Source organism: Veillonella sp. LMAG:90 (genome assembly GCF_008679445.1).
Taxonomy (GTDB): domain Bacteria; phylum Bacillota; class Negativicutes; order Veillonellales; family Veillonellaceae; genus Veillonella_A.
In genome coordinates this window covers 828,514-853,801 of record NZ_NAND01000001.1, presented here as the reverse complement: position 1 = coordinate 853,801, position 25,288 = coordinate 828,514, and the positions used below count along the sequence as shown (strand labels likewise).

General features: G+C 42.9%; 22 protein-coding genes. 5 read left to right on the top strand and 17 right to left on the bottom strand.

The features are described from left to right. Nucleotides 1-217 precede the first annotated feature (217 nt). The 4 genes from CCC71_RS03755 to pta form a co-directional block, all read right to left on the bottom strand. On the bottom strand, nt 218-1,528 hold the full coding sequence (locus CCC71_RS03755; RefSeq protein ID WP_296333008.1) for a DUF445 domain-containing protein: 1,311 nt from the start codon (nt 1,526-1,528) through the stop codon (nt 218-220). Beyond that, the gene (locus tag CCC71_RS03750; protein WP_021840823.1) at nt 1,525-2,760 is read right to left on the bottom strand and encodes a DUF445 family protein; all 1,236 of its coding nucleotides are present in this window, start codon (nt 2,758-2,760) and stop codon (nt 1,525-1,527) included. Before CCC71_RS03750 ends, CCC71_RS03755 begins: the two co-directional genes overlap by 4 nt. A gap of 50 nt (nt 2,761-2,810) precedes the next feature. Beyond that, nucleotides 2,811-3,518 (bottom strand): MBL fold metallo-hydrolase, encoded by a 708-nt coding sequence (locus tag CCC71_RS03745; protein ID WP_021840822.1) that lies wholly within the window; start codon nt 3,516-3,518, stop codon nt 2,811-2,813. 207 nt (nt 3,519-3,725) lie between these two features. Then, the gene (gene pta, locus CCC71_RS03740; protein ID WP_021840821.1) at nt 3,726-4,727 is read right to left on the bottom strand and encodes a phosphate acetyltransferase; all 1,002 of its coding nucleotides are present in this window, start codon (nt 4,725-4,727) and stop codon (nt 3,726-3,728) included. Nucleotides 4,728-5,165: 438 nt separating this feature from the next. Between pta and CCC71_RS03735 the strand changes: the two genes are divergently transcribed. The 3 genes from CCC71_RS03735 to bioF all read left to right on the top strand — a co-directional run bounded on the left by CCC71_RS03735 (nt 5,166) and on the right by bioF (nt 7,690). Next, nucleotides 5,166-5,672, top strand: a complete 507-nt coding sequence (locus CCC71_RS03735; protein ID WP_021840820.1) for a hypothetical protein — start codon at nt 5,166-5,168, stop codon at nt 5,670-5,672. Continuing rightward, nucleotides 5,662-6,420: a 6-carboxyhexanoate--CoA ligase gene (locus CCC71_RS03730; RefSeq protein ID WP_156704557.1), complete on the top strand. Its 759-nt coding sequence runs from the start codon at nt 5,662-5,664 to the stop codon at nt 6,418-6,420. Before CCC71_RS03735 ends, CCC71_RS03730 begins: the two co-directional genes overlap by 11 nt. A 97-nt stretch (nt 6,421-6,517) precedes the next feature. After that, on the top strand, nt 6,518-7,690 hold the full coding sequence (bioF, locus tag CCC71_RS03725) for an 8-amino-7-oxononanoate synthase (protein ID WP_156704559.1): 1,173 nt from the start codon (nt 6,518-6,520) through the stop codon (nt 7,688-7,690). 204 nt (nt 7,691-7,894) lie between these two features. Here bioF and CCC71_RS03720 read toward each other — a convergent pair whose 3' ends face one another. The 10 genes from CCC71_RS03720 to CCC71_RS03675 form a co-directional block, all read right to left on the bottom strand. Beyond that, the gene (locus CCC71_RS03720) at nt 7,895-9,235 is read right to left on the bottom strand and encodes a purple acid phosphatase family protein (RefSeq protein WP_021840817.1); all 1,341 of its coding nucleotides are present in this window, start codon (nt 9,233-9,235) and stop codon (nt 7,895-7,897) included. 180 nt (nt 9,236-9,415) lie between these two features. Next, entirely contained in the window at nt 9,416-10,042 is a 627-nt protein-coding gene (locus tag CCC71_RS03715; RefSeq protein WP_021840816.1) for a fibronectin type III domain-containing protein, read from the bottom strand. Between the two features lie 651 nt (nt 10,043-10,693). Next, nucleotides 10,694-11,701, bottom strand: coding sequence for a galactose/methyl galactoside ABC transporter permease MglC (gene mglC, locus CCC71_RS03710; RefSeq protein WP_021840815.1), 1,008 nt, complete (start codon nt 11,699-11,701; stop codon nt 10,694-10,696). Nucleotides 11,702-11,714: 13 nt separating this feature from the next. Then, the gene (locus CCC71_RS03705; protein ID WP_021840814.1) at nt 11,715-13,226 is read right to left on the bottom strand and encodes a sugar ABC transporter ATP-binding protein; all 1,512 of its coding nucleotides are present in this window, start codon (nt 13,224-13,226) and stop codon (nt 11,715-11,717) included. A gap of 67 nt (nt 13,227-13,293) precedes the next feature. Next, nucleotides 13,294-14,331 carry a galactose ABC transporter substrate-binding protein gene (locus CCC71_RS03700; RefSeq protein ID WP_021840813.1) on the bottom strand — a complete coding sequence of 346 codons (1,038 nt, stop codon included), beginning with the start codon at nt 14,329-14,331 and terminating at the stop codon, nt 13,294-13,296. Nucleotides 14,332-14,406: 75 nt separating this feature from the next. Further along, nucleotides 14,407-15,588, bottom strand: coding sequence for an ROK family transcriptional regulator (locus CCC71_RS03695; RefSeq protein WP_021840812.1), 1,182 nt, complete (start codon nt 15,586-15,588; stop codon nt 14,407-14,409). 20 nt (nt 15,589-15,608) lie between these two features. After that, nucleotides 15,609-16,763, bottom strand: a complete 1,155-nt coding sequence (locus CCC71_RS03690) for a galactokinase (protein WP_021840811.1) — start codon at nt 16,761-16,763, stop codon at nt 15,609-15,611. Then, nucleotides 16,756-17,751 (bottom strand): galactose-1-phosphate uridylyltransferase, encoded by a 996-nt coding sequence (gene galT, locus CCC71_RS03685; RefSeq protein ID WP_021840810.1) that lies wholly within the window; start codon nt 17,749-17,751, stop codon nt 16,756-16,758. Before galT ends, CCC71_RS03690 begins: the two co-directional genes overlap by 8 nt. A gap of 317 nt (nt 17,752-18,068) precedes the next feature. Continuing rightward, nucleotides 18,069-18,959 carry a helix-turn-helix domain-containing protein gene (locus CCC71_RS03680; protein WP_021840809.1) on the bottom strand — a complete coding sequence of 297 codons (891 nt, stop codon included), beginning with the start codon at nt 18,957-18,959 and terminating at the stop codon, nt 18,069-18,071. Nucleotides 18,960-19,293: 334 nt separating this feature from the next. After that, nucleotides 19,294-19,527, bottom strand: coding sequence for an NADAR family protein (locus CCC71_RS03675; protein ID WP_021840808.1), 234 nt, complete (start codon nt 19,525-19,527; stop codon nt 19,294-19,296). A gap of 338 nt (nt 19,528-19,865) precedes the next feature. Between CCC71_RS03675 and CCC71_RS03670 the strand changes: the two genes are divergently transcribed. Both CCC71_RS03670 and CCC71_RS03665 read left to right on the top strand, forming a co-directional pair. Next, entirely contained in the window at nt 19,866-20,447 is a 582-nt protein-coding gene (locus tag CCC71_RS03670; protein ID WP_021840807.1) for a hypothetical protein, read from the top strand. A 426-nt stretch (nt 20,448-20,873) separates the two neighbouring features. Beyond that, complete coding sequence (locus tag CCC71_RS03665) at nt 20,874-21,371, top strand: nitroreductase family protein (protein ID WP_021840806.1); 498 nt, start codon at nt 20,874-20,876, stop codon at nt 21,369-21,371. Between the two features lie 175 nt (nt 21,372-21,546). Here CCC71_RS03665 and CCC71_RS03660 read toward each other — a convergent pair whose 3' ends face one another. The 3 genes from CCC71_RS03660 to CCC71_RS03650 all read right to left on the bottom strand — a co-directional run bounded on the left by CCC71_RS03660 (nt 21,547) and on the right by CCC71_RS03650 (nt 25,282). Then, entirely contained in the window at nt 21,547-23,154 is a 1,608-nt protein-coding gene (locus tag CCC71_RS03660; protein ID WP_296333003.1) for an IS1182 family transposase, read from the bottom strand. A 175-nt stretch (nt 23,155-23,329) separates the two neighbouring features. Next, a complete protein-coding gene (locus CCC71_RS03655; protein WP_021842672.1) occupies nt 23,330-24,112 on the bottom strand; it encodes a cyclase family protein in 783 nt (260 codons plus the stop codon). A 195-nt stretch (nt 24,113-24,307) separates the two neighbouring features. After that, entirely contained in the window at nt 24,308-25,282 is a 975-nt protein-coding gene (locus tag CCC71_RS03650) for an alpha/beta hydrolase family protein (protein ID WP_021842671.1), read from the bottom strand. Nucleotides 25,283-25,288: the final 6 nt, after the last annotated feature.

Below are 25,288 nucleotides of genomic sequence, written 5' to 3'. Positions count from 1 at the left end.
GTTTTTATTTAGGAAGATATAATACCATTTTAGTCAGTAGTTATGTGGGTTCACGCATGTTTTTACACACACTTTTTGTCCACCCTTTATCTTTGTCAAAAAAAGATAAAAGTGCTATAAACCCAGTATCTATCTAGGTTTACATCACTTTTTACACACACTTTTTGTCCTATAACTCGCGAAGTAAGACCGTTTATTTTTTCACTACAAAATATTCTTATAATCCCCACAAAGCCAAAAGCGGTTCATAGATAAAGTGTAAGAAACTCCAAGCGCCGAGGCCGCATACAGCACCTACCAAAGCACCGTTAATACGGATCCAGCTCAAGTCATCCTCTACTTTCGATTCGATGAAATAGATAAACTTCTCTGTGCTGAGTGAGCCCAGTACCTGTCGCACAATGACGCCCAGTAGCGCATGACTGCGCAATAACACATAACCGGCCATGTGCTGACACATGTTTTCCAATTTAGCTTCCAATTCCGGATTTTTACTGTAAACAGCCCACAACTCCTGTAACGACTGTTCCAATACATTAACCGGTGTACCTTCTTCAAAGGTATCTTCTTTATCCGACATGTGGATTACATTATGAATGTACGGACACACATAACTTTCCAAAACAGCTTCCCAATCTTGTTCGTCAATCCAGCGTTGCCACACATCGTCGATAGCTTTACCGACGGTGCTGTTATAGGCCAATTCCTGCAAAGGACCAAGCCACTGCTGCATCCACACAAGACGCTCCGTGCTGCCTGGCTGTTTCCACCGCTCCAATATCATGTAGAGCTCGCGCAACATGGCCATGGCCATATCGCGGGCATTAATAATGTCAAAGGTTTCCGAAGCACCAATAAGAATGGCGGACAGAATATTTTCCTTACGAGCCTGAATCTCACGATCAATCGTATTCGTAAGCCAGAACAAAACTTGCGGTTTATCGAGAGCTTCCTGCAGCAGCCTGATGCCCTTAATAATCGTAGTTTCGTGCTTATTGGTTTTACAAACATCCGTTAAAAACTGCTGTAAAGGTCCCGTAATCGACTGGCGATACAAGAAATAACGAAGTTTCTCAGCACCCCAAGCAGCCCACTCCCTTTCACTGCGACTATGCCACACTACATGGAGCAAACTGCGCAATGCCTTACGAATGTACTGACGGCCCTTATCACTCTTGATATAACCGTCAATATAAGGCACGAATTTCACCGACTTCAAAGCCCGCTGGCACTGGTCCAAAGTCAAAAGACGGGTTTCAATGAGGTTAACCAAACCGGAAATCATGCGCTCTTTATTGCGCGGAATGAGCGCCGTATGATACGGGAAGCCCAGCGGTTTACGGAATAAGGCAGTCACGGCAAACCAGTCCGCCACGGAACCGATAAGCGCCGATTGAACGAGCCAATATAAAGCTTCATACCAGGTAGCGGTAATGTAGAACTGCCCCACAAAAACCAGGGCGTATAAAACGGCGGAGCCAGCTAATATCCGATTAGCCCATACGCGATACGGTACACCACCAATCATAAGCTAACACCTCCTTGCACGAGTTGCGCCGCCACATAGAAGAGACCGCCCAACACAGCACCTACCAAGGAGCCGTTAATACGAATCATCTGCAAATCGTGATATAACTTACCTTTGATCAAATCGGCCAAGCGTTCCGGCGAATAGGAATTTAATTCACGCACTACCGATGTATCTACAAACGGCCGCAATTTACGAAGTAACGGAACCAGTTGATACAAAAGTAAACGTTCCAAACTCTGCATTTTGGCCTTATCCTGCAATAAACTGCGCGCATAAGATTCGGCTTCTTCTTGAGCCCGTTTGAAAATTCCCTGCCAAGCTTTAGTATCGCCGGCCATATCTACATCTTCCAAGGCATCCATAAGCCATGTATTCTTTTTGGTTTCTATGTACGCGCGCCACTCTTTATTGCGCTCCAGCTCAGATAAGAGCCAAAGCACCTTATTGTACACATACTGCCCCATGGGGGAATAAATCGATTCTTGCGAGCGTAAAAACTCCGTTGCTTTGCGCTGAATTAATTCAGCCACCCGTTCCGGTGAAAAACTGTCACTGCCGAGGGCTAACGCCAGCTCTCGCCAAAAGGAGTTTTCCGCATAACGGCTCATCATCGCTGCCACGATACCCGTAATATACGGCTGGATACCTTCAGAACCAATGAGTCGCTGCGCCATGCGATTAAGGTAGAGCCACAACGTCTCCGCCGTTTCATATTTCATCAAAAGATGACCAAAACGAATGAGGAGTGGTACCACTTCCCAGTGCTCCACGCCCTGCTTAATAGCGCCTGTCACTTCCTTGCGAAGGGGTGCTCCGTCAAAGCGATTGCCTAACTGTGAACCTACTTCTTCGATGAATTGATTTAATTGTTTACGCCCGTCATCGCTCAAAAAGTACATGAGAATGCGCTTCGGCAACTGTTCTTTTTTAATAATCGTATATACCGGCTGAACTCTGAGGAGTTCTTCCACCATCATATAACGAGCCGTTTCCACCAAGCGGGCCTTACTGCGCGGTATAAGGGCCGTTTTATACGAAATGCCTAAAGGCTTTTTAAATAATGCGGTCACCGCATACCAGTCAGCCAGGCCGCCGATCATGGCGGCACCGCTTACATGAGTCAAAAAGCCGAATAAGGGCTCTTGGCGAAACGGATAGACGCCTAAAAATATAATCATCATACAAAACAATAAGCCGGTGGCAATCGGCCAATCCGTTCGTCGTTTCATACTCAATCCTTTCGAACTATTCAATACTCTACTCACCAAACTCAATCGAATTATTCAATCCCATACTCTTCTAATTCAACGCTGTCGCCCGTATGTTTCGGACTCCAAACCGGCATATGTTCATACAAGGATTTAAAGTATAACGAAGGTTCCCAAACCGGACCGTGACGATGCATCGGTACAAATAGTTTTGGCAAACGTCCTACTGCATGTAAGAACTCAAAGGCGCCCCATTCACGGGCCGCTTCCAAGCGATCGTCTACCGGGAACATGGCAAGATCCGGCGTGATGCCGGCAATACGTTTAAATTCCTTGGCCGCAAAATCACGAGCAAAGTCGATATTTTCCGGCGTATCACCGAGCCAATGCCACCAGTTCAAATCGCCGGCATGGAAAATCGTAGCATCACCGGTATCGATTAAGAAGGACCCGCCTTCATCGGTGGAGCCGTACATGGTAACTTTAAGGTCTTCAACGTACGTCGTATCCCCTACGGCCATAACCGTAGTTCGTTCTTTAGGCATATCTTTATGTGGCACGTCGGTATGCACGATGTAACGCGTTGTAGGGCTGTTAAAATCTAAAATAGCCGGCGAATAATGATCGCCATGCCAATGGGTCACGAAGAACCACAATACTTTACCTGCCGCTTGCGCTTTTTTGACAACCTGCGCTTCATCTTTCCAATAATCAAAGATATAGCAGGTATCACCGGCATCAAGCATAAAACCGCTGTGTTCTAAATAATATAGTTTCATAGTATCACCTCTACTTAAGAGTCATAGATTATAGTAAGCAAAATATCTTAGCCAAAACAGGTCTTAAGAATCGCCTTATTGATAATATTATTACTAACAACTTTTATTATACCATAAAACACAAGCTAAAAAACTCCGTTATTGTCAGAGTTTTTCAAAAACCTACTACAATAACGGAGTTTATTATTCATTCGCTATATGAAATTCTTATTCAACACTTTCAGCTGCGGCAATAGCTACAACATCAACGATATCAGTAGCGAAGCAACCGCGGGATAAGTCATGAATAGGAGCTGCCAAACCTTGAATCAATGGTCCAAGAGCGGTAGCACCGGCAAAACGTTGTACCAATTTGTAACCGATGTTAGCTGCCTGAAGGTCAGGGAAAATCAAGATGTTAGCTTTACCAGCTACTTTGCTGCCAGGAGCTTTGCGTTCGGCAACAGATGGTTCGATAGAAGCATCAAGCTGTAATTCGCCGTCGAAGTCGAAATCTACATTGCGTTCTTTCAACATTTCAACTGCTGCAACTACTTTATCTACTTCAGGAGAGGACGCAGAACCTTTAGTGGAGAAAGATAAGAAGGATACGCGAGGGTTAGCCATATTGCCAACTTTGCGAGCTTTTTCAACGGAAGACATAGCGATGTCAGCCAATTGTTCGGAAGTTGGGTTAGGGATAACGCCGCAATCGGAGAATACGAGCATACCGTCGTCGCCATATTGTTTTTTGTCAGAGAAAACAAACATGGAGCTGGATACGGTTTTAAGACCAGGTTTAGTACCTACAACCTGTAAAGCGGCACGCAATACATTAGCCGTAGGGCTGGCAGAACCGGCTACCATGCCGTCAACTACACCGAGGTGTACCAACATAGCACCGAAGAATAAGCAATCGCCAAGCATAGTGGCTTTTGCTTTTTCAGGAGTCATACCTTTTTTAGCGCGTTTTTCTACGAAAATGTCGATCATTTCAGGTAAACGATCATAAGTTTCAGGGTTGATGATTTCAGCACCGTCAACGTTGAAGCCTTCTTTTTGAGCCAATGCTTTAACTTCTTCAGGGTTACCAACCAATACAGGGGTGGCAAAACCTTCTTTAAGAATTAATTCAGTAGCTTCTAATACACGAGCATCTTTGTATTCAGGTAATACAATTTTCTTGCCTAATGGTTTTACTTTTGCTTTTAAGTTTTGTACTAATTCCACAATATCGTCCTCCTTGACTGTGAACGGTCCCCTTCAACGGACCTTTTATACTATTTTATTATATCAAATCTGCAACAGAGATTAAAGGGGCTCATGTCATATTACTTTTTGTAAATTGATATGACTTTTAGAGATAGGTCAATTGCTAATTCTACGCTTTAATCTGCAGGGATACGTTTTATCATCTAGTTGATAAAAATCTCTCCTGTCAAACTACTTGTACTTTTTAACATAAACGCTGATATAACTTTATTTTCCTACATTTTCTCTATGATATTCCTGAAAAAATTTGTACAAAAATTTCTTAAAATTCTCATTTACAGTATACACCGACTGGGGTATAATATTCTCAAATGTTAACCATTTTATCCGCAATAGGTTTACATAAAGGTTAACAATAGGTATTAGGGGTATTATTTTTAGAAAAGGGGTTTACGTATGAAAAATTCTAACATTCGTTTCATTTGCGAAATCGCCATCTTGGCCGCCATGATTGGGATTACAGGCGCTATTAAATTACCGAATGTGATTCCCGGCATAGAATTCCAGCTATCCGCGCCACTCGCCGTTGCCATCTGCTGTGTATTCGGCTTTAAACGCTATATCATTGCCGGTTGCTTAGCCAGTGCCATTTCCCTCATGTTGGGCACCCACAACTTATTAAATGTAGCGATTCAGATGCAATTCCGCGTTATTGCCGGGGCCGTTCTCTATTTAGGTCACCGAGCCGTCTGGTCCCAGGTAATTGCCGGTCCGATTGCTTCTATCATTGCCCGCCTCACCTTGGGTCTCTTCTTCGGTAAATTAGCTATGGCAATGATTCTTATGGCCGTACCGGGCTATATTTTTACCGCCATCTTCTCCCCACTCTTAGTCAAAGTGTTGTCCCGCGTTCGTCGCTCTGTTCCGGCACTCTCCGGAGGTGATAAGGCCAATGCTTTATAGTATTCGTATGCGTTCGGCTAAAGGCGGTGCCCATGAAAACGGCGGCCACCATATTTCCGGGGCCGAACGAATTTTAAGTAAAGAAGAGTTAGCGCAAACAGCCTCTGAACTCGTAACCAGAGCGTTAACTCACAGCAAAGGCTGTGCCGACTTTATCCGCATCACCATCGATGCCATCGAAGATGACGACATCGTATATAAACCGGCTTTAGACGTTGCCATCACCAAAGCCGACTCCGTAGCGGAAGGTCTCGAAGCTGCGTACCGTCTCCTCGAAACCTCCGGCATTAATCGCGAAGCCATTCAAAAAGCCCTCTTTACCCTTCGCAGTCAACCGGAAAACATGCGCGGTGCTTTAATCTGCAACGCCGAAACCGGTGAACGGATGGACGATTTGGGCCTGCGCGGCGTGCGTGTCAGCCGCATGGCCTTTGCCGATCCGGCCGACGCTATCCCTCACTTTGAAAAACAAGGTCATACCGGTGTTCACTTCGAAGAAGCGTTGGTACTGGCCTCCAAAGTATTAGGTTACCCGGATATTCTCGGCGAATTTTGCGTCTCCGACGACCCGGACTACGCCGTAGGTTATGTAAGTTACGGCCACACCTATCACCGCTTAACGCCGGTCAAAGAGCTGGGCGATCAACGAGGCGGTCGCATCTTTTTTGTAAAACCTGACACTGACCTCGACTCCTTGCGCCATTACTTGGAAGAAACTACCGTTTTGGTAACAATTGAAACGATTTAGCAAATTTTGTTATAATAAAGGTAGGAAATTTCAGAGAGATTATTATAATTAAAAACGTTTTTTATCGTAGATTATTAATTATAAGCGGGGAGTTACTATGTTTAGAAAAGCCATCTGGGAACAAATGAATCAAGAGCTGGAAGTGCTCAAAGAAGAACATCGTTTTCGTCAATGTGTCGCCTATACGCCTATCGATAGTACGCATATCGAGTTGGACGGCAAAAAGTATTTAATGATGGCCTCAAACAATTATTTGGGCTTTACCCATAATGCGGATGTCATGGCGGCTGCCCAAAAAGCCATTGAAACTTACGGCACCGGATCCGGCGGCGCTCGCCTCACGTCCGGCACTAATCCGATGATTACGGAACTGGAAGAAGATTTGGCCTTTTTTAAAGGCACTACCAAAGCATTGGTTTTCAACACAGGTTACATGGCCAATGTGGGCACCATTTCCGGTCTCATGAAACCGGGCGATCACATCCTCAGCGATGAATTAAATCACGCCAGCATCATCGATGGTTGCCGTCTCAGCGACGCCAACGTGCATGTATATCGTCACAGCGACATGAAACACTTAGACGAGCTGCTTGCGGACTTACCGGCAACGGGCAAACGACTCATTGTGACAGACGGCGTTTTCAGCATGGATGGTGACATTTGCCATCTCCCGGCCATTGTAAATTTAGCCAAAGAGCACGGTGCTTTAGTTATGGTTGACGATGCCCATGCGACCGGTATTATCGGCGAAGGCAAAGGGGTAGCTCATCACTTTGGCTTAAGCGATGACGTAGATATTCAACTGGGCACCCTCAGTAAAGCCCTCGGCAGTGAAGGCGGCTATGTATGCGCCAACGAGGTAATCATCAATACCTTAATTAATCACAGCCGCAGTTTTATCTTCTCCACCGCTTTAGTGCCGGCTGCCGTAGGGGCCGCTAAAGCTGCGTTGGCTCTTTTAGAAAAAGAACCGTATCATATCGCTCAGTTGCGTGCAAACGTACACGATATGTCAAAATATTTAGAGCGTCACAACATCCCGGTGGCTCACAATGCCATTCCGATCTTCCCCATCATCGTAGGGTCTGATGAAAAAGCCTTGGCGGTTCAAGATCAATTATTCGAAAAAGGCATTATCTTGACGGCCATTCGCCCACCGACCGTGGCGCCCGGCGAAAGCCGCTTGCGCCTAACCGTATCGGCGGACCATACTAAAGAAGAATTGTGGTATGTAGCCGATACCTTGGCTGAAGCGTTGGGTAAACTATAATCGGAATCACTATAACAGCTAATACAAAAGGAAGTAACGATTTCATTGATGAAGTCGTTACTTCCTTTTTACTTTATATGACGTCGCTATATGCGAAATTATGTAATTATAATCCTATTACGAAATCAAGCAATTATAATGCTATTGCGGAACTATCCAATTATTATGTTATTGCGAAATTAGGCACTTATAATGTTACTTGCTTTATTTACGCAACGTAATCGAGTCAAACTTCGTGCCGTCAGCCAAGTACGCATCAACGGTCAAACTATTATTATCCTTACGAAGGACTAAGTAATTATCCCCGTCAAGATAAGGTGACACATACTCATCCAGCGGATGGTCCTTCCAAATCTCGGCATATTTCACATCACCCGCTACACCGGTAATGATATAGTACGGTCCGTTTTCACTGCGTTGGAAGTTTTCCACATGGCCGCGACGACGATACATGTGATAATGAGCCGACAATACCATGTCCACATTGTATTTTTCAAAAACCGGCATGAATAATTCACCTATATCACTGAATCCGGCCGTCATGCGTGCCACCTTCGTATTCGGATAGCTGAAGGTATCACGGTGCATGAGTACTACTTTCCAAGGCTTAGTCGTAGCCGCCAAATCTTCTTCAAGCCATGCCATTTGTTCATTACGCACTTCATCGCGATAGCTTTCATTCATCTCGTTAAACTGCGTATTCAGCACCACGAAGTGAACATCGCCATAATCGTAGGAATAAAAAGCACGTCGGGAAGAATCGCCGGCAGCCTCGCTATAGGGCTCAGCCTTTGGTGCATCAAATTTAAAGAAATGGTCATACGCAGTCGGCTCTTTTATCTGCCAATCCAGCGAATAGTACTCATGATTGCCGCTAACGCCGACAAAAGGAATATTCGCAATCATAGGCTCCACCGCGCCAAACCAAGCGTCCCACTGATAAGCCGATTCACCATTATCTACAAGGTCACCCATGTTGACAAAAAACGTGGCTTCCGGATTTTCTTTATAGGCCGTGTTTACCAAGCTTTGCCACCCGCTATAGTCCGAGGACTGGGAGTCCGGAAAAATCAAGGCGGTAAAACTGCTTTCGTCCATCGTATGCAAGGTATGCCAACCTTTGGTAATCACATTTTTGCCCACCTGATATTCATAGGTTGAATTCGGCGTCAAACCGGTAAGCTCCGCCCGGTATATATAGCGCACCGTCTTATCTTCTTCAAAGCGTTCCATCGTAGCCGGTACAGTCTCAATCGTACTATCCGATGCGCCGGCTATTTTATAAAGTACCACCGGATCGGCTTCCGGTGCGTGCGTTTCCCACATGATAATGCGAGAGTGCGTCATGTCCGGCGTAATTAATTGCCGTACATACATAGCCTCAGTCCCCGCCTGCGGCATCAATTCATAATACAATGTCCGCCCTTGGCGCAACATACCGGAGCCCCAAGCAGTTGAGCTGATAATGACCCCCATGACAACAATCAGCACCGCCATTGCACTTACCCACGTAAACCAACTTTTACTTCTCTTTTTTTCTTCCATATATCGTTACTCCTCTTATCTCATACATGTGATCCCACATGATATCTCATACATGTTATCTCACACGTTATCTCACAAACTGTATACAACCAAACAGCTCATCGAATATCTTCAATATCTTATATAGTCATTATATAGTTTGAAGTTAACTTCAAGTCAAGAAGAATATGGAAAAAAATATTAAATATCATAACAAATCAGCGTATTCGGATGAACATCCGGACAATCATGATTCGGTCCATGCAAACAAAAATGGGTATCGTATTTCTTGACCCCTACAATCTGCACCGAACCGCTTGTCTTAGGGATAACCCAAGATTGCGGCTTATTTGTTTCAAGAAATGACATTTTATCCATCTTATGCGTACTAAAGGAGTGCCATTCACCATCGGTATGACCTTGCTTCCCCACCTGGAAAACATACTCTTGATTGGGCTCTAAATCGCACAAATCAACACGGTATACATAGCGAGTCGTCTGATTTTCTCTAATCTTGTCCGTCGTCGCCCACAAAGTTTTAGCCTCGCTATCAGCCTCACCTTTTAATTTATAGACAACCACAGCATTTGCTTCAAATTCAGTTGTTTCCCATAAAATAGTTCGTTTCGTGCCCATATCCGGCCCCACTAATTGCCTGATATATAGTGGCTTCGTTCCCGACATAGGCATATAGGCGTGATAAGCTGCATCAAGCCGTTCCCCCAAAGTGCGCCCGTCATCTCTCCCGATTATCCCTAAAAGCCAGCCTCCAAGAATCACTATGATTCCTATTAAGAAGACGGCTACCACAAATCCCGTACGCTTCATTGCATATTACTCAACTTTCTAGTATTACACGTACCAAAATCACCACACAAACACAAAAAACACTAATATGCTATAGCCGATTCCCATGGCTATAGCTCTATTAATGTATTTTGATTCTCTTGTCAAAAGCATACACTCGCCCATAATTAATCTGCCAAGGCTTATGCAAGCTCGATACATATACCGGTACAAGTATTGTTACTGGCATACGCATCATTGTTTCCCTATACCTAATTTATAAATATGCATACTTAACGCAAAGCAATACATATATTTTTAAAGCGGTTCTCAACTTTCGCTTCACGACTTCTTCAAATAACCTTTTTATATTATATAACATAAATAATATATCGTGCAATATTTATAATCAAATTTTACAATCAAATAATGCTACTTTCCACAATCAATAGTCATTCCTAATCGCTCTAAAATCTTGATTATCAAATAGTGCAACACATTTATACAAAGACAGAAAGCGCCGTTAATAAATGAAAAATTCATTCATTAACGGCGCTTTTTTAAACATCTTAATTAATTCATATTTTCAAAAATTACAATATGTAATCATGTTGGCATCTGCGTATATATACTCACAGGGTGTACATATATACGTACAGAATCATTTCGATTGACTACCTAATCTGTCGTCAATTATTTACGGGCCAAGTATTTACGTACGTCAACAGCTACGGCGATAACGATGATTAAGCCTTTAATGATGAGCTGCCAGTATGGGCCCATGCCTACGAAAGTGAGGCCATAGTTGATTACCGTAAAGATAAGTACGCCGGCAATGATGCCCGGTACCGTACCAACACCACCGGTAATGGATACACCACCTACAACGGCTGCGGCGATGGCATCCAATTCGTACATGTTACCATAGTTGTTTGTTGCACCACCGGTACGAGCGGCTTCCAAAATACCGCCTACACCATAAAGGGCGCCGGCAATTACATAAATGGCAATTAAGGTAGCACCTACGTTGATACCGGATACAACAGCTGCCTGAGCGTTGCCACCGATGGCAAACATGTTTTTACCAAGTACTGTTTTGTTATACACAATCCACATAATAAAGGAGATAACTGCAGCAATAATAACGATATAAGGAATCGTCATGAAGCCTAAATCCATAGCTCCGGAACCGAATACGGTAAATTCAGGACGTAAACCGCCGATTGGCTGAGAGTTGTTTGGCTCCATGTCAAAGTACAAGGAACAAACACCATAGGTCATAACCATAGTACCCAAGGTTGCGATGAACGGTACGATACGCAAGTACGCTACGATTAAACCGGACACCAAACCAACGCAAGCGCCTACGGCAATGGCGATAATAATCGGTAAGAAAGTCGGTAAATTTGGCGCCTGTTCAAAGAACGGATGCGGATAACTTGGCAACTGTGATAAAGACGCCGAAACAACCGCGGTTAAACCAACAACACGACCGGCTGACAAGTCACAGCCTGCGGTTATCAGAATCATAGCTGAACCAAGGGCAATAATAACACGCGGTGACGACTGAATTAAAATATCCCGAAAACTGGTCATTGATAAGAAATTAGGGCTATAAATTGATATAGCAGCTACCAATACAACGAGTACGATGTAGATAGCATTTTGTGTCATAAACTTGCTAACGCGAGATCCACTCATAAGTCATATCCTCCTATAATAAACCTGCCGTAGCAAGTTCCATGATTTTCTCTTCCGTTGCGTCTTTCGCATCCAGAATCCCTTCCATTTTACCGTTACTCATAACCATGATGCGGTCACTCATGCCGAGCAATTCGGACATTTCCGACGAAATCATGATTACGCTTTTGCCTTGGGTAGCCAAGCGATTGATAATCGTGTAGATTTCATATTTGGCCCCTACGTCGATACCACGAGTCGGTTCATCAAGTAAGAGGATTTCCGGATTCGTATTTAACCAGCGAGAAATCAATACCTTTTGCTGATTCCCGCCCGATAAGGATTGAATGCGGGTCTGCGTATCCGGCGTCTTGATACGCAAGGAGCTTACGCCTTCCTCCGTGTCGATTTCACGCAATCTGTCATTTAAGAGACCTACTTTATTGCGATACTTCGGCATGCAAGCCATCGTATTATTATCGACAATATTAAGCATCGGGAAAATACCGGTAGCCCGTCGTTCTTCGGTGAGGAGCGCGATATGATGTTTCTTCGCATCGCGCGGACTACGGATTTTAACTTCCTTGCCGTGGATAAAAATTTTACCATCCGCCAAGTGACGAAGTCCGAACAGAGCTTCAATAACCTCGGTTCGCTGCGCCCCTACGAGACCACCGATACCGAGAACCTCACCTTTACGAAGGGAGAAATTTACACCTTTGAAGGAATGGTCACGAATGGATGTCATATTTTCTACGCGCAATACTTCTTCCCCCGGTACATTGGTTTTCTCAGGGAAAAGTTGCGTCATTTCACGGCCAACCATGCGTTTAATAATGAGGTCCGTGGTCAATTCGTCTGACGGCCAAGTGCCTATATAATTACCATCACGCATAATCGTTACTTCGTCGGATATGCGGAGGATTTCTTCCATTTTATGAGATATATAAATAATGGCAACCCCTTTTGCTTTGAGCCCGTTTATGATTTTAAATAAATGCTCTACTTCATCACTGGTCAAAGAAGAAGTTGGTTCGTCCATTACGATAATGCGAGAGTGATGCGACACCGCTTTAGCAATTTCAATACTTTGAAGTTTGGATACGGATAAGTTCCCAGCCAATTCCAACGGGTCAATATCAACATCTATTTCCTTAAAAAGAGCCTCTGTGTCGGCCTTCATTTTTTTATGGTCAACGAGTTTCAACGGACCATAACTTTTAAGCGGAAAACGGCCAAGCCATAAGTTTTCCATAACAGTCTGTTGTAATACAGGATAGAGCTCTTGGTGAATCATAGAAATACCAAGGCCTAATGCGGTACGGGAATCGGTAATGTCTACCTTTTCACCGTCCAGAATAATTTGTCCTTCATCTTGCTTGTAGATGCCGAATAAACATTTCATCAAGGTCGATTTCCCAGCTCCATTTTCGCCCATAAGCGCGTGTACCGAACCTGGACGGAGCCGCAGAGATACATCATTCAATGCTTTAACGCCGGGAAATGACTTTGATATATGTTGCATCTCTAAAATATATTCACTCATGCTTGCCCTCCTACCGGTTCAGTAAGTGAGGGAGGCCTGCAACAAGCCTCCCTACCTACTGCAATGACTACTTATCACCTAAGATTTGATCTGCATTTTCTTTCGTTACGATTTCGTAAGGAACCCAAATATATTGTTTGTCAACAATTTCAAAGCCTGTATTTTCTTTAGTTGGAGCTTCCCCTTTAGCCAATACGAGCATCAAGTTGAATACAGCATCGCCTTGTTTTTTCGCATTGTTAAGAACAGTACCTAATAAAGTGCCGTCTTTAAGAGCCTGTACTGCAGGAGCCGTAGCATCCACGCCTACAACCGGCATATATTTACCGTTCTGGAAGTAACCGGCAGCTTTCAATGCTTCGATAGCACCTAAAGCCATGTCGTCATTATTTGCGATAACTGCGTCAATCTTATCACCGTAGCTGGATAAGAAAGCAGCCATTTTTTCTTGACCTTTAACGCGGTCCCACATAGCTGTATCTTGTGCCACTTCTTGTACCTGAATACCTTCTTTTTTGAGGGATTCAATTACATATTTAGAGCGAAGTTCTGCATCCTGATGGCCCGGTTCACCTTTGATAAGTACATAGTGTAATACATTATCGTTGCTCTTATATGCTTCCGGATGTTTCTTGAAGTAATCAGCTAAGATTTTACCCTGCATTTCGCCGCTTTGTTCAGCTTTAGCGCCTACATAGTAAACTTTATCCCATTTAGCCATGTCTTCTTTTAATGGTTCACGGTTAAGGAATACTAAAGGAACATTAGCTGCTTTAGCTTTGTCGATAATCCCGCCGGCTGCCGGACGGTCAACAATGTTAACCCCGATGGCTTTGTATTTCTTGTTAAGGAACAAGTCAACTTTTTCATTTTGTGTAGGCTGCGAGTTCTGGCTGTCTACGATATCAACTTTAGCTTTGCCTTTAGCATCAGCATCGATACGCGCACGTACACCGCTCATAAAGGTATCATCAAACTTGTAAATAGCCACACCTACTTGTGGTAAATCACCACTGCCGGATGTGGAATCACTGCCACAACCTGCCACTACTAAGGTACCTACTGCGAAGGTAGCCAACATTGCTGCTTTCCATGCCTTTTTCACGAGAAATTCCTCCTTTGAGACGAAAATGTAGACTCTATAATTCGCTTTCTTCTAGCGTATCTACCAACTGTTCGTTTAACGCCCATTGAGCCATACTTCACCGGCTCTGCGGCTGCTGACAATATCCACCATGCCCAGCAATGTGTAATAACTACCGTTGCCGGAGTAAACCAAATCGACGGATTGTGCCCGATGTAAATTCTTTTCCAATACGGTACGTAATATCGGATCCATGGTCCCCACCGCATTGCCCATAGCGCTACTTACGACAATGCGCTGCGGGTTAATCATGTTATATAAATTAGCTAAGGTAATGCCTAAGTATTTGCCTACCCGATTCAAGGCTTCCAAACAAATTTCATCGCCTTCCACGGCAGCCTCATAAATAGGTTCTACCCGGAATGCATCATTTATAATGGCTCCATTGTCAGTTACTTTGGATAAGCGACCTTTTTTGATTTCCGTCAACACATACTCCCGAATGGCTGTTTCCGATGCCACTTCTTCTAAACGTGTGAAGGAATCCTCTTTTGTTTCATCAATATCGATGACGGAGTAACCGATTTCGCCGGCATAATCATTGTAACCACGATAAAGCGAGCCGTGATAAATCAAAGAGGCGCCGAGACCGTAGCTGAATTTCAAAACCAAGAGGTTTTCAATGCCTTTGCCGCTGCCGTAATAATATTCGCCGGTAGCTAAGCAGCGCACATCATTTTCCACATAAGCCGGTAATTGGAACCGTTCTTCCAAAATGTACTTGAACGGAATATTGGACCATTTACCGTTTGGTGAAAAAATGGAAATTCCTTTTTGCGAATCCACGGGGCCGCGTAAGATGAGGCCGATAGCAGCAATCGTCCAACGCATATCCTCAATGATATCTTCGATACAATGATAAATCGTATTTAATATTTCTTCTGATGAAAGGCCGATAATCGACTGTTGCATCTGATATAAAATAATGCCCCCCGATTGCACTACATAACAAAATACATTATGAGTACGTACGTGAACCATCAGCATCATTTCTTTTTGCTCATTAAATTTCAACAGCATCGACGGCCGCCCCAATGCACTGCGCTCCTGTCGATCTTCATAAATAAGACCTTTTTCAGCCAACGTACTGCAAATATTGGTTACCGTCGGTGGTGTAATGCCCGTATTACGAGCAATAATTGCTTTTGAAACAGAGCCGTTACGACGTATATAATTTAAAATTATTTCGTCATTATTGAGTGCCTGTTTAGTTTGCATCTTGTCCCCTTCCCGAAAGCCTATAAATTATATACGCCATCGCCTATCTCAGCATCATATAAGGTCGGTACAGTGCCAATAGCCTCTTCATAAAGTTTTGGTACAGCTTCTTTAAAAGCCTCTACCTTATCGCTTGCTACCAAAGCAATCGCACAGCCCCCAAAACCGGCGCCTGTCATACGCGATGCCAAACAGCCCGGTTGCTTACGCGCAATCTCTACCATCGTATCCAATTCCAAACCGCTTACTTCATAGTCATAACGTAAGGATTCATGAGAAGCCGTAATAATTTCGGCAATCTTTGCCGTATTGCCTTCACGAAGGGCATCCATGAAGGCCATAACGCGTAGGTTTTCAGTGATCGCATGACGAGCACGGCGACGCAATACATCATCTTCGATGAGATCCAAGTCCTCTAAGGTACCCAGGGATAGGCCCGATAGAGGATGATGTTTTTGGATTTCTGCCAAAGCCGCATCACATTCACCTTTACGCTCGTTAAATTTGGAATCAACTAAGCCGCGTTTTTTATTGGTGTTCATAATGATGAGGTGGTAATCGCCCCAGTTAAGTGGTACATGTTCAAACTCCATAGCCGTACAGTCGAGGAGCACGCCGTGTCCTTCTTTGCCGTGGCTGATGGCGAATTGGTCCATGATACCCACTTTAACGCCTACGAAATTGTATTCAACCTGCTGTGCCATTTCTGCCAACTTCGTGCGGTCAATCGGCGTCTTGCCAAGATGTGTCCACAACATGTAACCCGTTAAATCGAGAATACAAGCAGAGGATGAAAGCCCCGCACCGGCCGGTAAATTACCACTGTAGAATAAATCCATCCCCTGTAAGGTGTAACCATCTTTTTTCAAATATTCAATGATGCCAAGCGGATAGTTGGCCCAATCATGAGCTTCATCGTAAACGAAATCATCATTAATATCTACCACAATTGTGGCTTCCATATTTTCAGAATAAAGACGAACTTTAGAATCGTCCCGCAGGCGCATAGCGCCCCAAATCCCGCAAGTCAGAGCGGCCGGAAACACATGACCGCCATTGTAATCCTGATGTTCACCAATGATGTTCACACGCCCCGGGGCAAAATAGCAATCAATGGGTTCTCCGGTATCGCCGAATTGCTCAATAAATTTAGCTATCAGTTCCTCTTTAGTCATTACTTTCTTCCCTTTCTATAATCTTCGTCACCAGCTTACGCAAAACCGGTGCCGTTTCTTCAACTGCGCTCGTATTGGCTGCGGCCCAAGCGCCCATTTCCGAGGAAGCATAGTATTTAATCTTATTAGCTTCTCTAAATGGCGGATAAAATTCAATATGGAAATGATAATAATCGTTAGCATCATCATATTCCGGCGAGTTAACCGGCCGTTGATGGTAAACCATCATGTACGGGAACGGTGCATTAAATAATTCGTCGAATGCGTGGGTAACCACTTTTAACATACGAGCCAAATCTTCTTTTTCTTTGGCCGTACATTCGGAAAGCATGCTGAAATGACGTTTCGGCACAACGAATACGCCGTACGGATAATCCGTAAAGAACGGAATATACGCTAAGAAACTGTCATTTTCGGCTACAATACGCAAATCCGATTTTTGTTCCGCTTGGTTCATCTGACAGAGCAAGCAACGCTGTGTTTCTTCATAATGGTCCTTACAGTTCTTAAGTTCCGTTTCAATCTTCTGCGGCACGAACGGATATCCGTAAATCTGTCCGTGAGGATGCGGCATCGTTACGCCTACGGCTTCCCCTTTATTTTCAAACGGATAGACATACTTAATCTTCTTATCCGCTGCAAGAGCCGTACAACGATCCGAAATTAATTCCAACAGGTCGATAATATGGCCTACGGACAATTCATAGAATTTAACCGAATGACGCGGCGAGTACAAGATAACTTCGCACTTACCATGATTTTCTGCGCTCTTGTAAAAACCTGTTTCATCCACAAACGGTGCTTCCGGATGTTGGGTTAGAGCCGGAAAATCATTATCATAGGCATACACGGTAAATTCGGATGGTACCTTTTTCCCTTCTCCCGGGCAAAACGGGCACCAATCTTTTGGCATAGTGGGACGTAATTTACGGTTTGACGCTACCATCGTCCATGTGCCGAGCAATGGATTCCATCTTAGTTCTGACATAATCTCCGCTCCTCACATTTAATAAACTACTTAAGAAAATATATTACAAATATATTTTCGCTCATGATTGCTATTTTTTCAAGTAAAATTTTACAAAAACTCATACCTATTTGACATACATTTTACTAAACTCAAAAAGAGGTCATAAAACCGCATTATTACTGCAGTCTTACAACCTCTTAAGTCTGTTTTTTATAATTTTTTATTCAAATTTTAAGTAAATTAGTTAATTTCTTAATTAAGTATTATCCAAAAACATATATTAAACAATTAAGCAAAGTGCTCATTTAATATAAGTAAAATACGCATGTAATTGGTTATTTCTTAGCCACAGCCGCCATGAGCGCTTTAATATCCGTGCCTTCGGCCACCATGCGCCAAGTTTCCAGTTCATCACTATCAACCAATAAATAGAGGTACGCCCACACGATGCGGTTATAGCGTCTGAAATCAGTAACAACCTTGACCACCTTCGACACAATGCCCACATCTTTGGCCACATCTTCAATCGTCTTCAAAAGCTCTACGGTATGACCGTTGGCAATCGCTTTCACGCAAGACGTAATCACTTGACCCAAACGTTCATGCAAAGCCCCTTCTACATCGGCAACGCCGCGTGCTTCAAAAATCTTGCGCAATTTGGAGCGAACCAACATGGCTTCTTCCGAACCGATATGCATGAAGACAATACTCATCCCCTGATCATCCAAACGTTCACCGAAGAGACGATTCATGCCCGCTTCGCTGATGAGGAACGTGCCGTCACTGTTGCGACATTCTCTTTCGTTAAAACGATTGAGGCCGCCCCCTTGACACGCTTTAATAACAGCCGTCAAACCAACTTCCCAAATTTTGGCCGCTTCACTGTCCGTAAATACTTGCTCTACCACCGACTTAGGCGTTTTCACAACCGGCTTTTTATTGGCCAACGCCGCTAACGTAGCAATACTATGCTCTTCAAAATATGGCTTTTCAAATTCATAGCGCGCTTGCGCTACCATCTGTAACAATACATCATCCGGCTTTTCAGCATAACGACCATCGAATGCATCCTTGCCATACCAATTAACTACTACGTCGTCAATCACAACTAATTGCAGTGTATCATGCACAGACAATGTGCCTTTTTCAAGCGCCTTGCTCACTTGAGCCGCCAATGCCAAATACCCTTTTCTCATAGCCTCTGAATCACAACGAAATTCTCGCATAATACACATCCTTCCTGCCGAACAGTGTTAATGTCCGTCGTTTCTTTCTGCTTACTATTCTTCACACTAAATTCATCTTAATTATTTCTATTTTAATCAAAAATTTAGATAATCTACTACATCTTATAATAACAGTAAAAAACATTATGCGCTAGTGTTAATATCAAATAAATCATAGGTATTATGCGTTTAGTGAATCTCGTTGTAATGTGAGCATTCCCAGCGGGTATTTCGTGGCACTTTGTCCACACAGAATATGCAATTACATAAATTCCTAACCTTTTTCATCTTTAAGCAATGCATTGCCCTTCATTAGTTATATTAATTTTCTTGCTCAATTTTCTTGTTCAAATTTCCCCTTTAAATCAGTCTTTATTTCCTCGCGAACGCGCATCAGTATTTTACCCAAGTTATTCTCCCCTTCGCCATCGACCATACCCCAGAAAGTATCGCCCCAATCATTGCCTTCTATCAGCATTCTATCGCGCGTTGCCAACAGTTTAGCCTGCTGCCTTTTCGTTGCTACTTCTTTGTTCGGCATCTGACTTTTGTGTGTTTCAGTCACCATAATTACCTCCCCTTTACCTAAGTCATTAGTTTTAACAGTAAAAAATAGCCTCCTAAACAACTGTCTAAAAAGCTATTATTATCGTATTAAACTTATGCTGCTTTGCCTATAAATGAGTAGTTCAAATGACTTAATGCAAAAATTTTAGCCACCTCAATAAATACGTAAAACCCTTGGCAATATAGGTCAAATCTCTAACTTTCGATGATTGAATTACTAAAAATTTCGATTTTTTTAGTCCACTCCCTTGAACTCTTTGTTTTTATTGTGCTATAATAATGATATAGAAAAAAATCGATATTCAAAATTTATTGATATTCGAAGGGAGATTATATATTATGAAATTACAAAAATTATTAATATTAGGTTTAGCATTAACAACAGTTGCGGGCGTAGCTTCCGCTAAAACTTTACCGGCCGATCAATGGTACTGGGTACATTCCGACGCTGACTACACAACTCGTGTTAACGTTCCTTCCGTTAACTACGATGTAAATACAGATACAGCTGATTTCCAGGCAGCTGCCGTAAACCCTAACACAGGTCTTACCGATGTAGTAAACTACAAATTAGACTTCGCTAACAACACATTATACGCTTACCAGAAAGACGTATACCCTAACAACTCTGAAAACGTTCAGAGCACTTCCAACGCTAACGGTGCAGGCCATGCTATCCAGCCTAACACAGCTGACGCTGCTTTAGAAACTGTAGTAGCTAACCTTGTTAACCGCGACTACCAGTTGAAAAACAAACCGGACATCGCTATTACTCCGGCCGAAGCTCAACAGAAAAAAGTAGAAGACGCTAAAATCGCTGCTACTTGGCAGAACGCACAGGCTCAGAGCAACTTAGAAGCTCAGAAAACCGATATCATCATCGACAAAACTGACACTGAAGCTCAGAAACCTGCAAAATAATAAATTAAATAGTAAATAATAAATAATAAGTATTACGTACTAAGGCATTTATTAATTTATATTTCGCCTTGTAACATAACTATTCTCTCTCAGTTGTACTTATTAAGCCGACAAACAATAGCCCAAGCGTAACAGCCGTATGCATTGGTCTATTCATATCAAAGAGGCAGTAACCATCCGAACCGACTCGGAGGTTACTGCCTCTTTTTGTGTTATTCTTCTTCGTATTGCTATGCCCCCTATTCCCTGCGGGACTGAACTTGACATAAAGTATATAATGAAATTAAGTAACACATTTAAGTATGTAAATATATTAAAGGTTAAACAACAACAATGCCTTGCAAGCGCAAGAGATTAATATAGGAGCGTCGGTTTACAAAAGTTAGCATTAACTATTAAACAGTATAATTGTTAGGAGGACTCATCATGAACAGCATTTTCCACAGAACCAGTATCCGCAAATATCAAGATCGCCCGGTTGAACCGGAAAAAATCACAGAAATTCTTCATGCCGGTATGCAAGCACCGTCTGCGGTTAACCAACAGCCTTGGGAATTCTATGTGGTAACCAATCGAGAAGTGATTGAAAACTTATCCCGGGTTTCCCAATATTCGCACTGCGTAGCCGATGCCCCGGTTGTTATCGTGCCGGTCTATAAAGTTGATGGAATTCCGGTACCATCAATGGCTCCGCTCGATATGGCTATTGCGCAAGAAAACATTTGGCTTCAAACAGATGCCCTCGGACTCGGCGGTGTATGGATAGGCATCGCACCATTTGAAGATCGCATGGAGTACGTACGCAAAGTGTTAAACTTACCGGAAGGCCTACATCCATTCTCACTCTTTCCTTTGGGCTATCCCGCCGAAACAAGAAAACAACAGAACCGATTCTTTGAAGAGCGAATTCATTATGTGAAGTAAATCCTCTAAATTATTTAAGGGGGCTGTAACGAAATTGAGTTTTTTAACTCACATTTCAGTTACAGCTCCCTTTTCAATTAAAACAAGGATATTTCCAAAATCAACAATTCTGAAAATATCCTTGTTTTTTTGTTTTTTAGCGCACTTAAATAAGCCTTTAGCTTTTGGCTTTTAATTACGCAGCAGAATTAGTTTCGAACAACCGTTGACCTAATCGCTTCTTCTGTATTCGGTTATGCAGCTTCAGTAAATTGTATCCAAAAGCTAATAGTAATAAATCTTTTTCTACGTTAACTTTGCCTCGGTGCCTGAACCTGGTGTATTCAAAATCTTCTTTTGTTATGCCAAAAGCACCTTCCACCTGAATAGAACGGTTTACTCGAAGCTGTAAGCCATAGTCACTATCAAATACAGCCTTGTTTTTGGCTAATAATTCGCGGTAATCAGTAGCAATATATATCGTCTTATTCCCCTTAGGAAGTTTTCCGAACTTAAGTTTTTGGCATTCCTTACGTAAGCCACAATAATTGCAGTTTTCACACCGGTATACTCGGTTTTGCTTAATGAAACCGGTCTTACTTTTGTTTCTGCGTATGTATTGGAATCGTAATGTACGGCCTTTGGCACAAGTAAATGTATCGGTCGCCTCATCATATACCATGTTATCCGCTCGACCAATATCTTTCTTATACTTTTTCGTTTTACTCAATTCATATGTACTTGGTTTAATACAAGTTTTGTAATCATGAGCCCATAACCATGCCAGATTTTCGTTGCTGTCATAACCGGCATCAGCTACCACATATTGAAAGTGTTGTTTGTATTGTCCTTCTAATTGTTGCATAAATGGAATTAAGGTGTTCGTATCTGTAGGATTTGGAAATACGCCAACGCCCATAATATATTCACTATGAACAGCTAGTTGAACATTGTAGGCCGGTTTTAATTGGCCGTTTAACATATGATCTTCTTTTAGTCGCATAAACGTAGCATCATGATCAGTTTTAGAGTAACTGTTGCGAAAGCCTAGAATAGCTAACTTTTCATCATATTCATTTCGCTTGTCACGCAAGGCTAAACAGGATTCAAAAGCTCTTTGCAATGGATGTTTTCGTTTACCGGTACCGTGTACAAACTCAATTTGCTTTTCGCGTATGGATTGCTCCAGCAAAACCAATAGTTCATCTTCAGTCATATCTGAGACGTCTATGTCCAAAAGATTTTGTATTTCATATTGAAGAACTAACAATTTATCCGGTAACTTAGCATAGTGCTTAAGAATTGCCTTTTTCCACACAAAGGTGTATTTATTTGCATAGGCTTCCCATTTAGTTCCGTCGATGAATACTTCAGAAAAATCTAAGCTGTCAAATTCACTTAATGCTTGAATAAATTGAGATAACAAATCTCTAAGTACATCAACAGTTAAGCGTTGAAAGAATCGATGAAATACCATATGAGACGGAGTCGGATAGCCCTGTAAGAGCCACATGTAATGGATATTTTTAGTGCATTGCTCAGCAATTTTGCGAACAGATACAATGCCTTCGGTCATAGCTAACACATAGACTTTAAACAAAAGATGGGGAGGTACTAAAGATTTTCTTCCTTTTGAAGAATATAAATGCTGCAACCTTGTATAGTCCAGTTCCTCCAATACAGCATCCAGTAATCTCACCGGTTCTTTTGGTCCGATCTGAAAGCCATAATCCAATGATAAAACTACTTGGCGAAAGCCAGAAAGTTTAGTATAATTGCCTTGTTGGATATGGTTTCTGTTCATAAATTAATTATACCAACAAAGAAGGCCCTTCGGGGCCTTTTTTCTTATACAAATATAGCAAGAATGCGGCTTGAAGACACTTTCGTATCTTCAAACCGCATTCTTGTTTTTAGGGGTGTATTTCGTTACAGCCCCCTTCTTTTCATTTATTAAGATGTAAGAACCCAATCTGATTTTATTCGTTTTCTACCAAGGCGAAGCAACGCGCCGCAAAGCCGGTACCGCCTTTCAATTTAGGGAAAGTTACAAAGATAACGGCTCCTACCGGTGGTAACTCATCCAAGTGAGCCAACACTTCCACCTGAATTCTATCCTGCGACAAAATATACTGCTCAGCCGGCAACGGATGGGAATCCGGTTGGAATGCTCGAATCGCCGCATCCGTATCGGCCGTTTCATGACCGATGGCGCCGATATTACGTTCTTTTACCAAAAACTCCAATGTGGGAATCGTCCAGCCCGGCGTATGAGGATTGCCGTCGGCATCCTTTTTCTGAAAATCATCGGCCGGCTGTTTATACCAATCGGTTCTAAAGGCAACAAACGCACCTTCCGGAATACGGCCGTACTGTTCTTCAAAGGCCAACACATCTTCAACGGATAATTCATAATCCGGATTTTCAGCTACTTCTTTGGATTTATCGATAACAACCAATGGATATACCATTTCATCAACACGAAGCTGCTCTTGCGTACGCCCCTTCGGATCAAAATGAATCGGTGCATCCACATGCGTACCGTACTGACCTACGACAGTGTATTCCTTAATCTGCATAGGCGCTTCCGTCCAAGTGTCACCGTCTTTTTTATTTTCGGGATAATCATACAAAGTCGTTTCTTTTAGCGGCTTAAAACCCCACCAATGCGGTGTTTCCGGACTTAGTTCATGCGTCAAATCCACAAAGCGATACTTCGGCGACTTCCAAGCCGCCACCTGTTCCCACAATCTTAAACTCATACTCTCTCCTCTTTTCTTTTGAAAAAAATTCTCTAATCTCTCATTGCACCAAAACAACGTTTATATAAGTGCACTTTCATCCCCCGGCGTCTGTTAAACATTTGTTTTTGTGTAATAGATATATTATACCATTAAAATTATAGGAATAATAGTTAACAACAGAAGAAAAACAGCTCTTTTCTCACATGTCTACACTTAGCTTAACCCCGCTAAAAATGCTTTCACCTTATCGAGCACTTCAATAATCTTTTCAAAAAACAACCGAATTTCGTTGAGATAACTATTAATCTTCAGATCCGTATCATCCGTACGATTTACATCTTGCTGCACGGACTGCACTATCCCGCGCGCTATGGCAGGCATATTTTGTGAAAACTCATGATCATAGCCCTCCACGATTTCAAGCGTGCTATGCTTATAAATTTCAACAAAACGCTGCGCATACCGTGGCGGCACTACCGTATCCTCCTTTCCCTGAATGATAGTCACCGGCCCCGTATACAGCTTGGCCGTATCATACAAAGGCAGACTATAAGCCGTTTTAAAATAATCACGGCCTACGTGTAAACCGCTAGGCAACTCAATGTATTCCGGCATAGTATCCGTGTCGAACTGTACACCAAAGAAGGCTCCCCCAATCGTTTTATCTACGATATTAGCGGCCGGAGCCAATAAAACCAACCCTTTCACCGCATCATTGCCATATTGCTCCGTTAACTCGCCGGCCAACATGCTGGCTACCACACCACCTTGCGAATGGCCGACCAGTAAAATATTCGTAACGCCCGGTAACGCTTTGGCGTACGCATAGACCTTCTTCGCATCTTCAATTTCATTCGGCACCGTCATGTCTTGAAAACGGCCTTCACTGTCACCGTGCCCGTTAAAATCAAAGCGAATGGAAGCAATCCCCGCTTTTTCTAAATATTCCGCCGTCAATTCCAGTAATTTATAATCTTTGCTCGCGGAAAAACCGTGCATCAAAATAACCAAGGGATAACTCTGAACCTTGTCCGGTGTTTGCAACACAGCCGACAAGGCGCCGTGGTCACCTTGAATCATAAGTCTTTCCGATTTAGCCTCAACACCGTTAAATGACACAGCCGTCATAAAGCTGATAAAGCCCACCAGCACCATGAGTACCGTCATTTTTTTCAGTATATATTTCATATGAGT

Bases quoted from the DNA above. Each gene is read 5' to 3' on its own strand.
- CCC71_RS03755 (WP_296333008.1), bottom strand. From the start codon at position 1,528: ATGATTGGTGGTGTACCGTATCGCGTATGGGCTAATCGGATATTAGCT.
- CCC71_RS03750 (WP_021840823.1), bottom strand. From the start codon at position 2,760: ATGAAACGACGAACGGATTGGCCGATTGCCACCGGCTTATTGTTTTGT.
- CCC71_RS03745 (WP_021840822.1), bottom strand. From the start codon at position 3,518: ATGAAACTATATTATTTAGAACACAGCGGTTTTATGCTTGATGCCGGT.
- CCC71_RS03735 (WP_021840820.1), top strand. From the start codon at position 5,166: ATGAAAAATTCTAACATTCGTTTCATTTGCGAAATCGCCATCTTGGCC.
- CCC71_RS03730 (WP_156704557.1), top strand. From the start codon at position 5,662: ATGCTTTATAGTATTCGTATGCGTTCGGCTAAAGGCGGTGCCCATGAA.
- bioF (WP_156704559.1), top strand. From the start codon at position 6,518: ATGTTTAGAAAAGCCATCTGGGAACAAATGAATCAAGAGCTGGAAGTG.
- CCC71_RS03720 (WP_021840817.1), bottom strand. From the start codon at position 9,235: ATGGAAGAAAAAAAGAGAAGTAAAAGTTGGTTTACGTGGGTAAGTGCA.
- CCC71_RS03715 (WP_021840816.1), bottom strand. From the start codon at position 10,042: ATGAAGCGTACGGGATTTGTGGTAGCCGTCTTCTTAATAGGAATCATA.
- mglC (WP_021840815.1), bottom strand. From the start codon at position 11,701: ATGAGTGGATCTCGCGTTAGCAAGTTTATGACACAAAATGCTATCTAC.
- CCC71_RS03705 (WP_021840814.1), bottom strand. From the start codon at position 13,226: ATGAGTGAATATATTTTAGAGATGCAACATATATCAAAGTCATTTCCC.
- CCC71_RS03695 (WP_021840812.1), bottom strand. From the start codon at position 15,588: ATGCAAACTAAACAGGCACTCAATAATGACGAAATAATTTTAAATTAT.
- CCC71_RS03690 (WP_021840811.1), bottom strand. From the start codon at position 16,763: ATGACTAAAGAGGAACTGATAGCTAAATTTATTGAGCAATTCGGCGAT.
- galT (WP_021840810.1), bottom strand. From the start codon at position 17,751: ATGTCAGAACTAAGATGGAATCCATTGCTCGGCACATGGACGATGGTA.
- CCC71_RS03680 (WP_021840809.1), bottom strand. From the start codon at position 18,959: ATGCGAGAATTTCGTTGTGATTCAGAGGCTATGAGAAAAGGGTATTTG.
- CCC71_RS03675 (WP_021840808.1), bottom strand. From the start codon at position 19,527: ATGGTGACTGAAACACACAAAAGTCAGATGCCGAACAAAGAAGTAGCA.
- CCC71_RS03670 (WP_021840807.1), top strand. From the start codon at position 19,866: ATGAAATTACAAAAATTATTAATATTAGGTTTAGCATTAACAACAGTT.
- CCC71_RS03665 (WP_021840806.1), top strand. From the start codon at position 20,874: ATGAACAGCATTTTCCACAGAACCAGTATCCGCAAATATCAAGATCGC.
- CCC71_RS03660 (WP_296333003.1), bottom strand. From the start codon at position 23,154: ATGAACAGAAACCATATCCAACAAGGCAATTATACTAAACTTTCTGGC.
- CCC71_RS03655 (WP_021842672.1), bottom strand. From the start codon at position 24,112: ATGAGTTTAAGATTGTGGGAACAGGTGGCGGCTTGGAAGTCGCCGAAG.
- CCC71_RS03650 (WP_021842671.1), bottom strand. From the start codon at position 25,282: ATGAAATATATACTGAAAAAAATGACGGTACTCATGGTGCTGGTGGGC.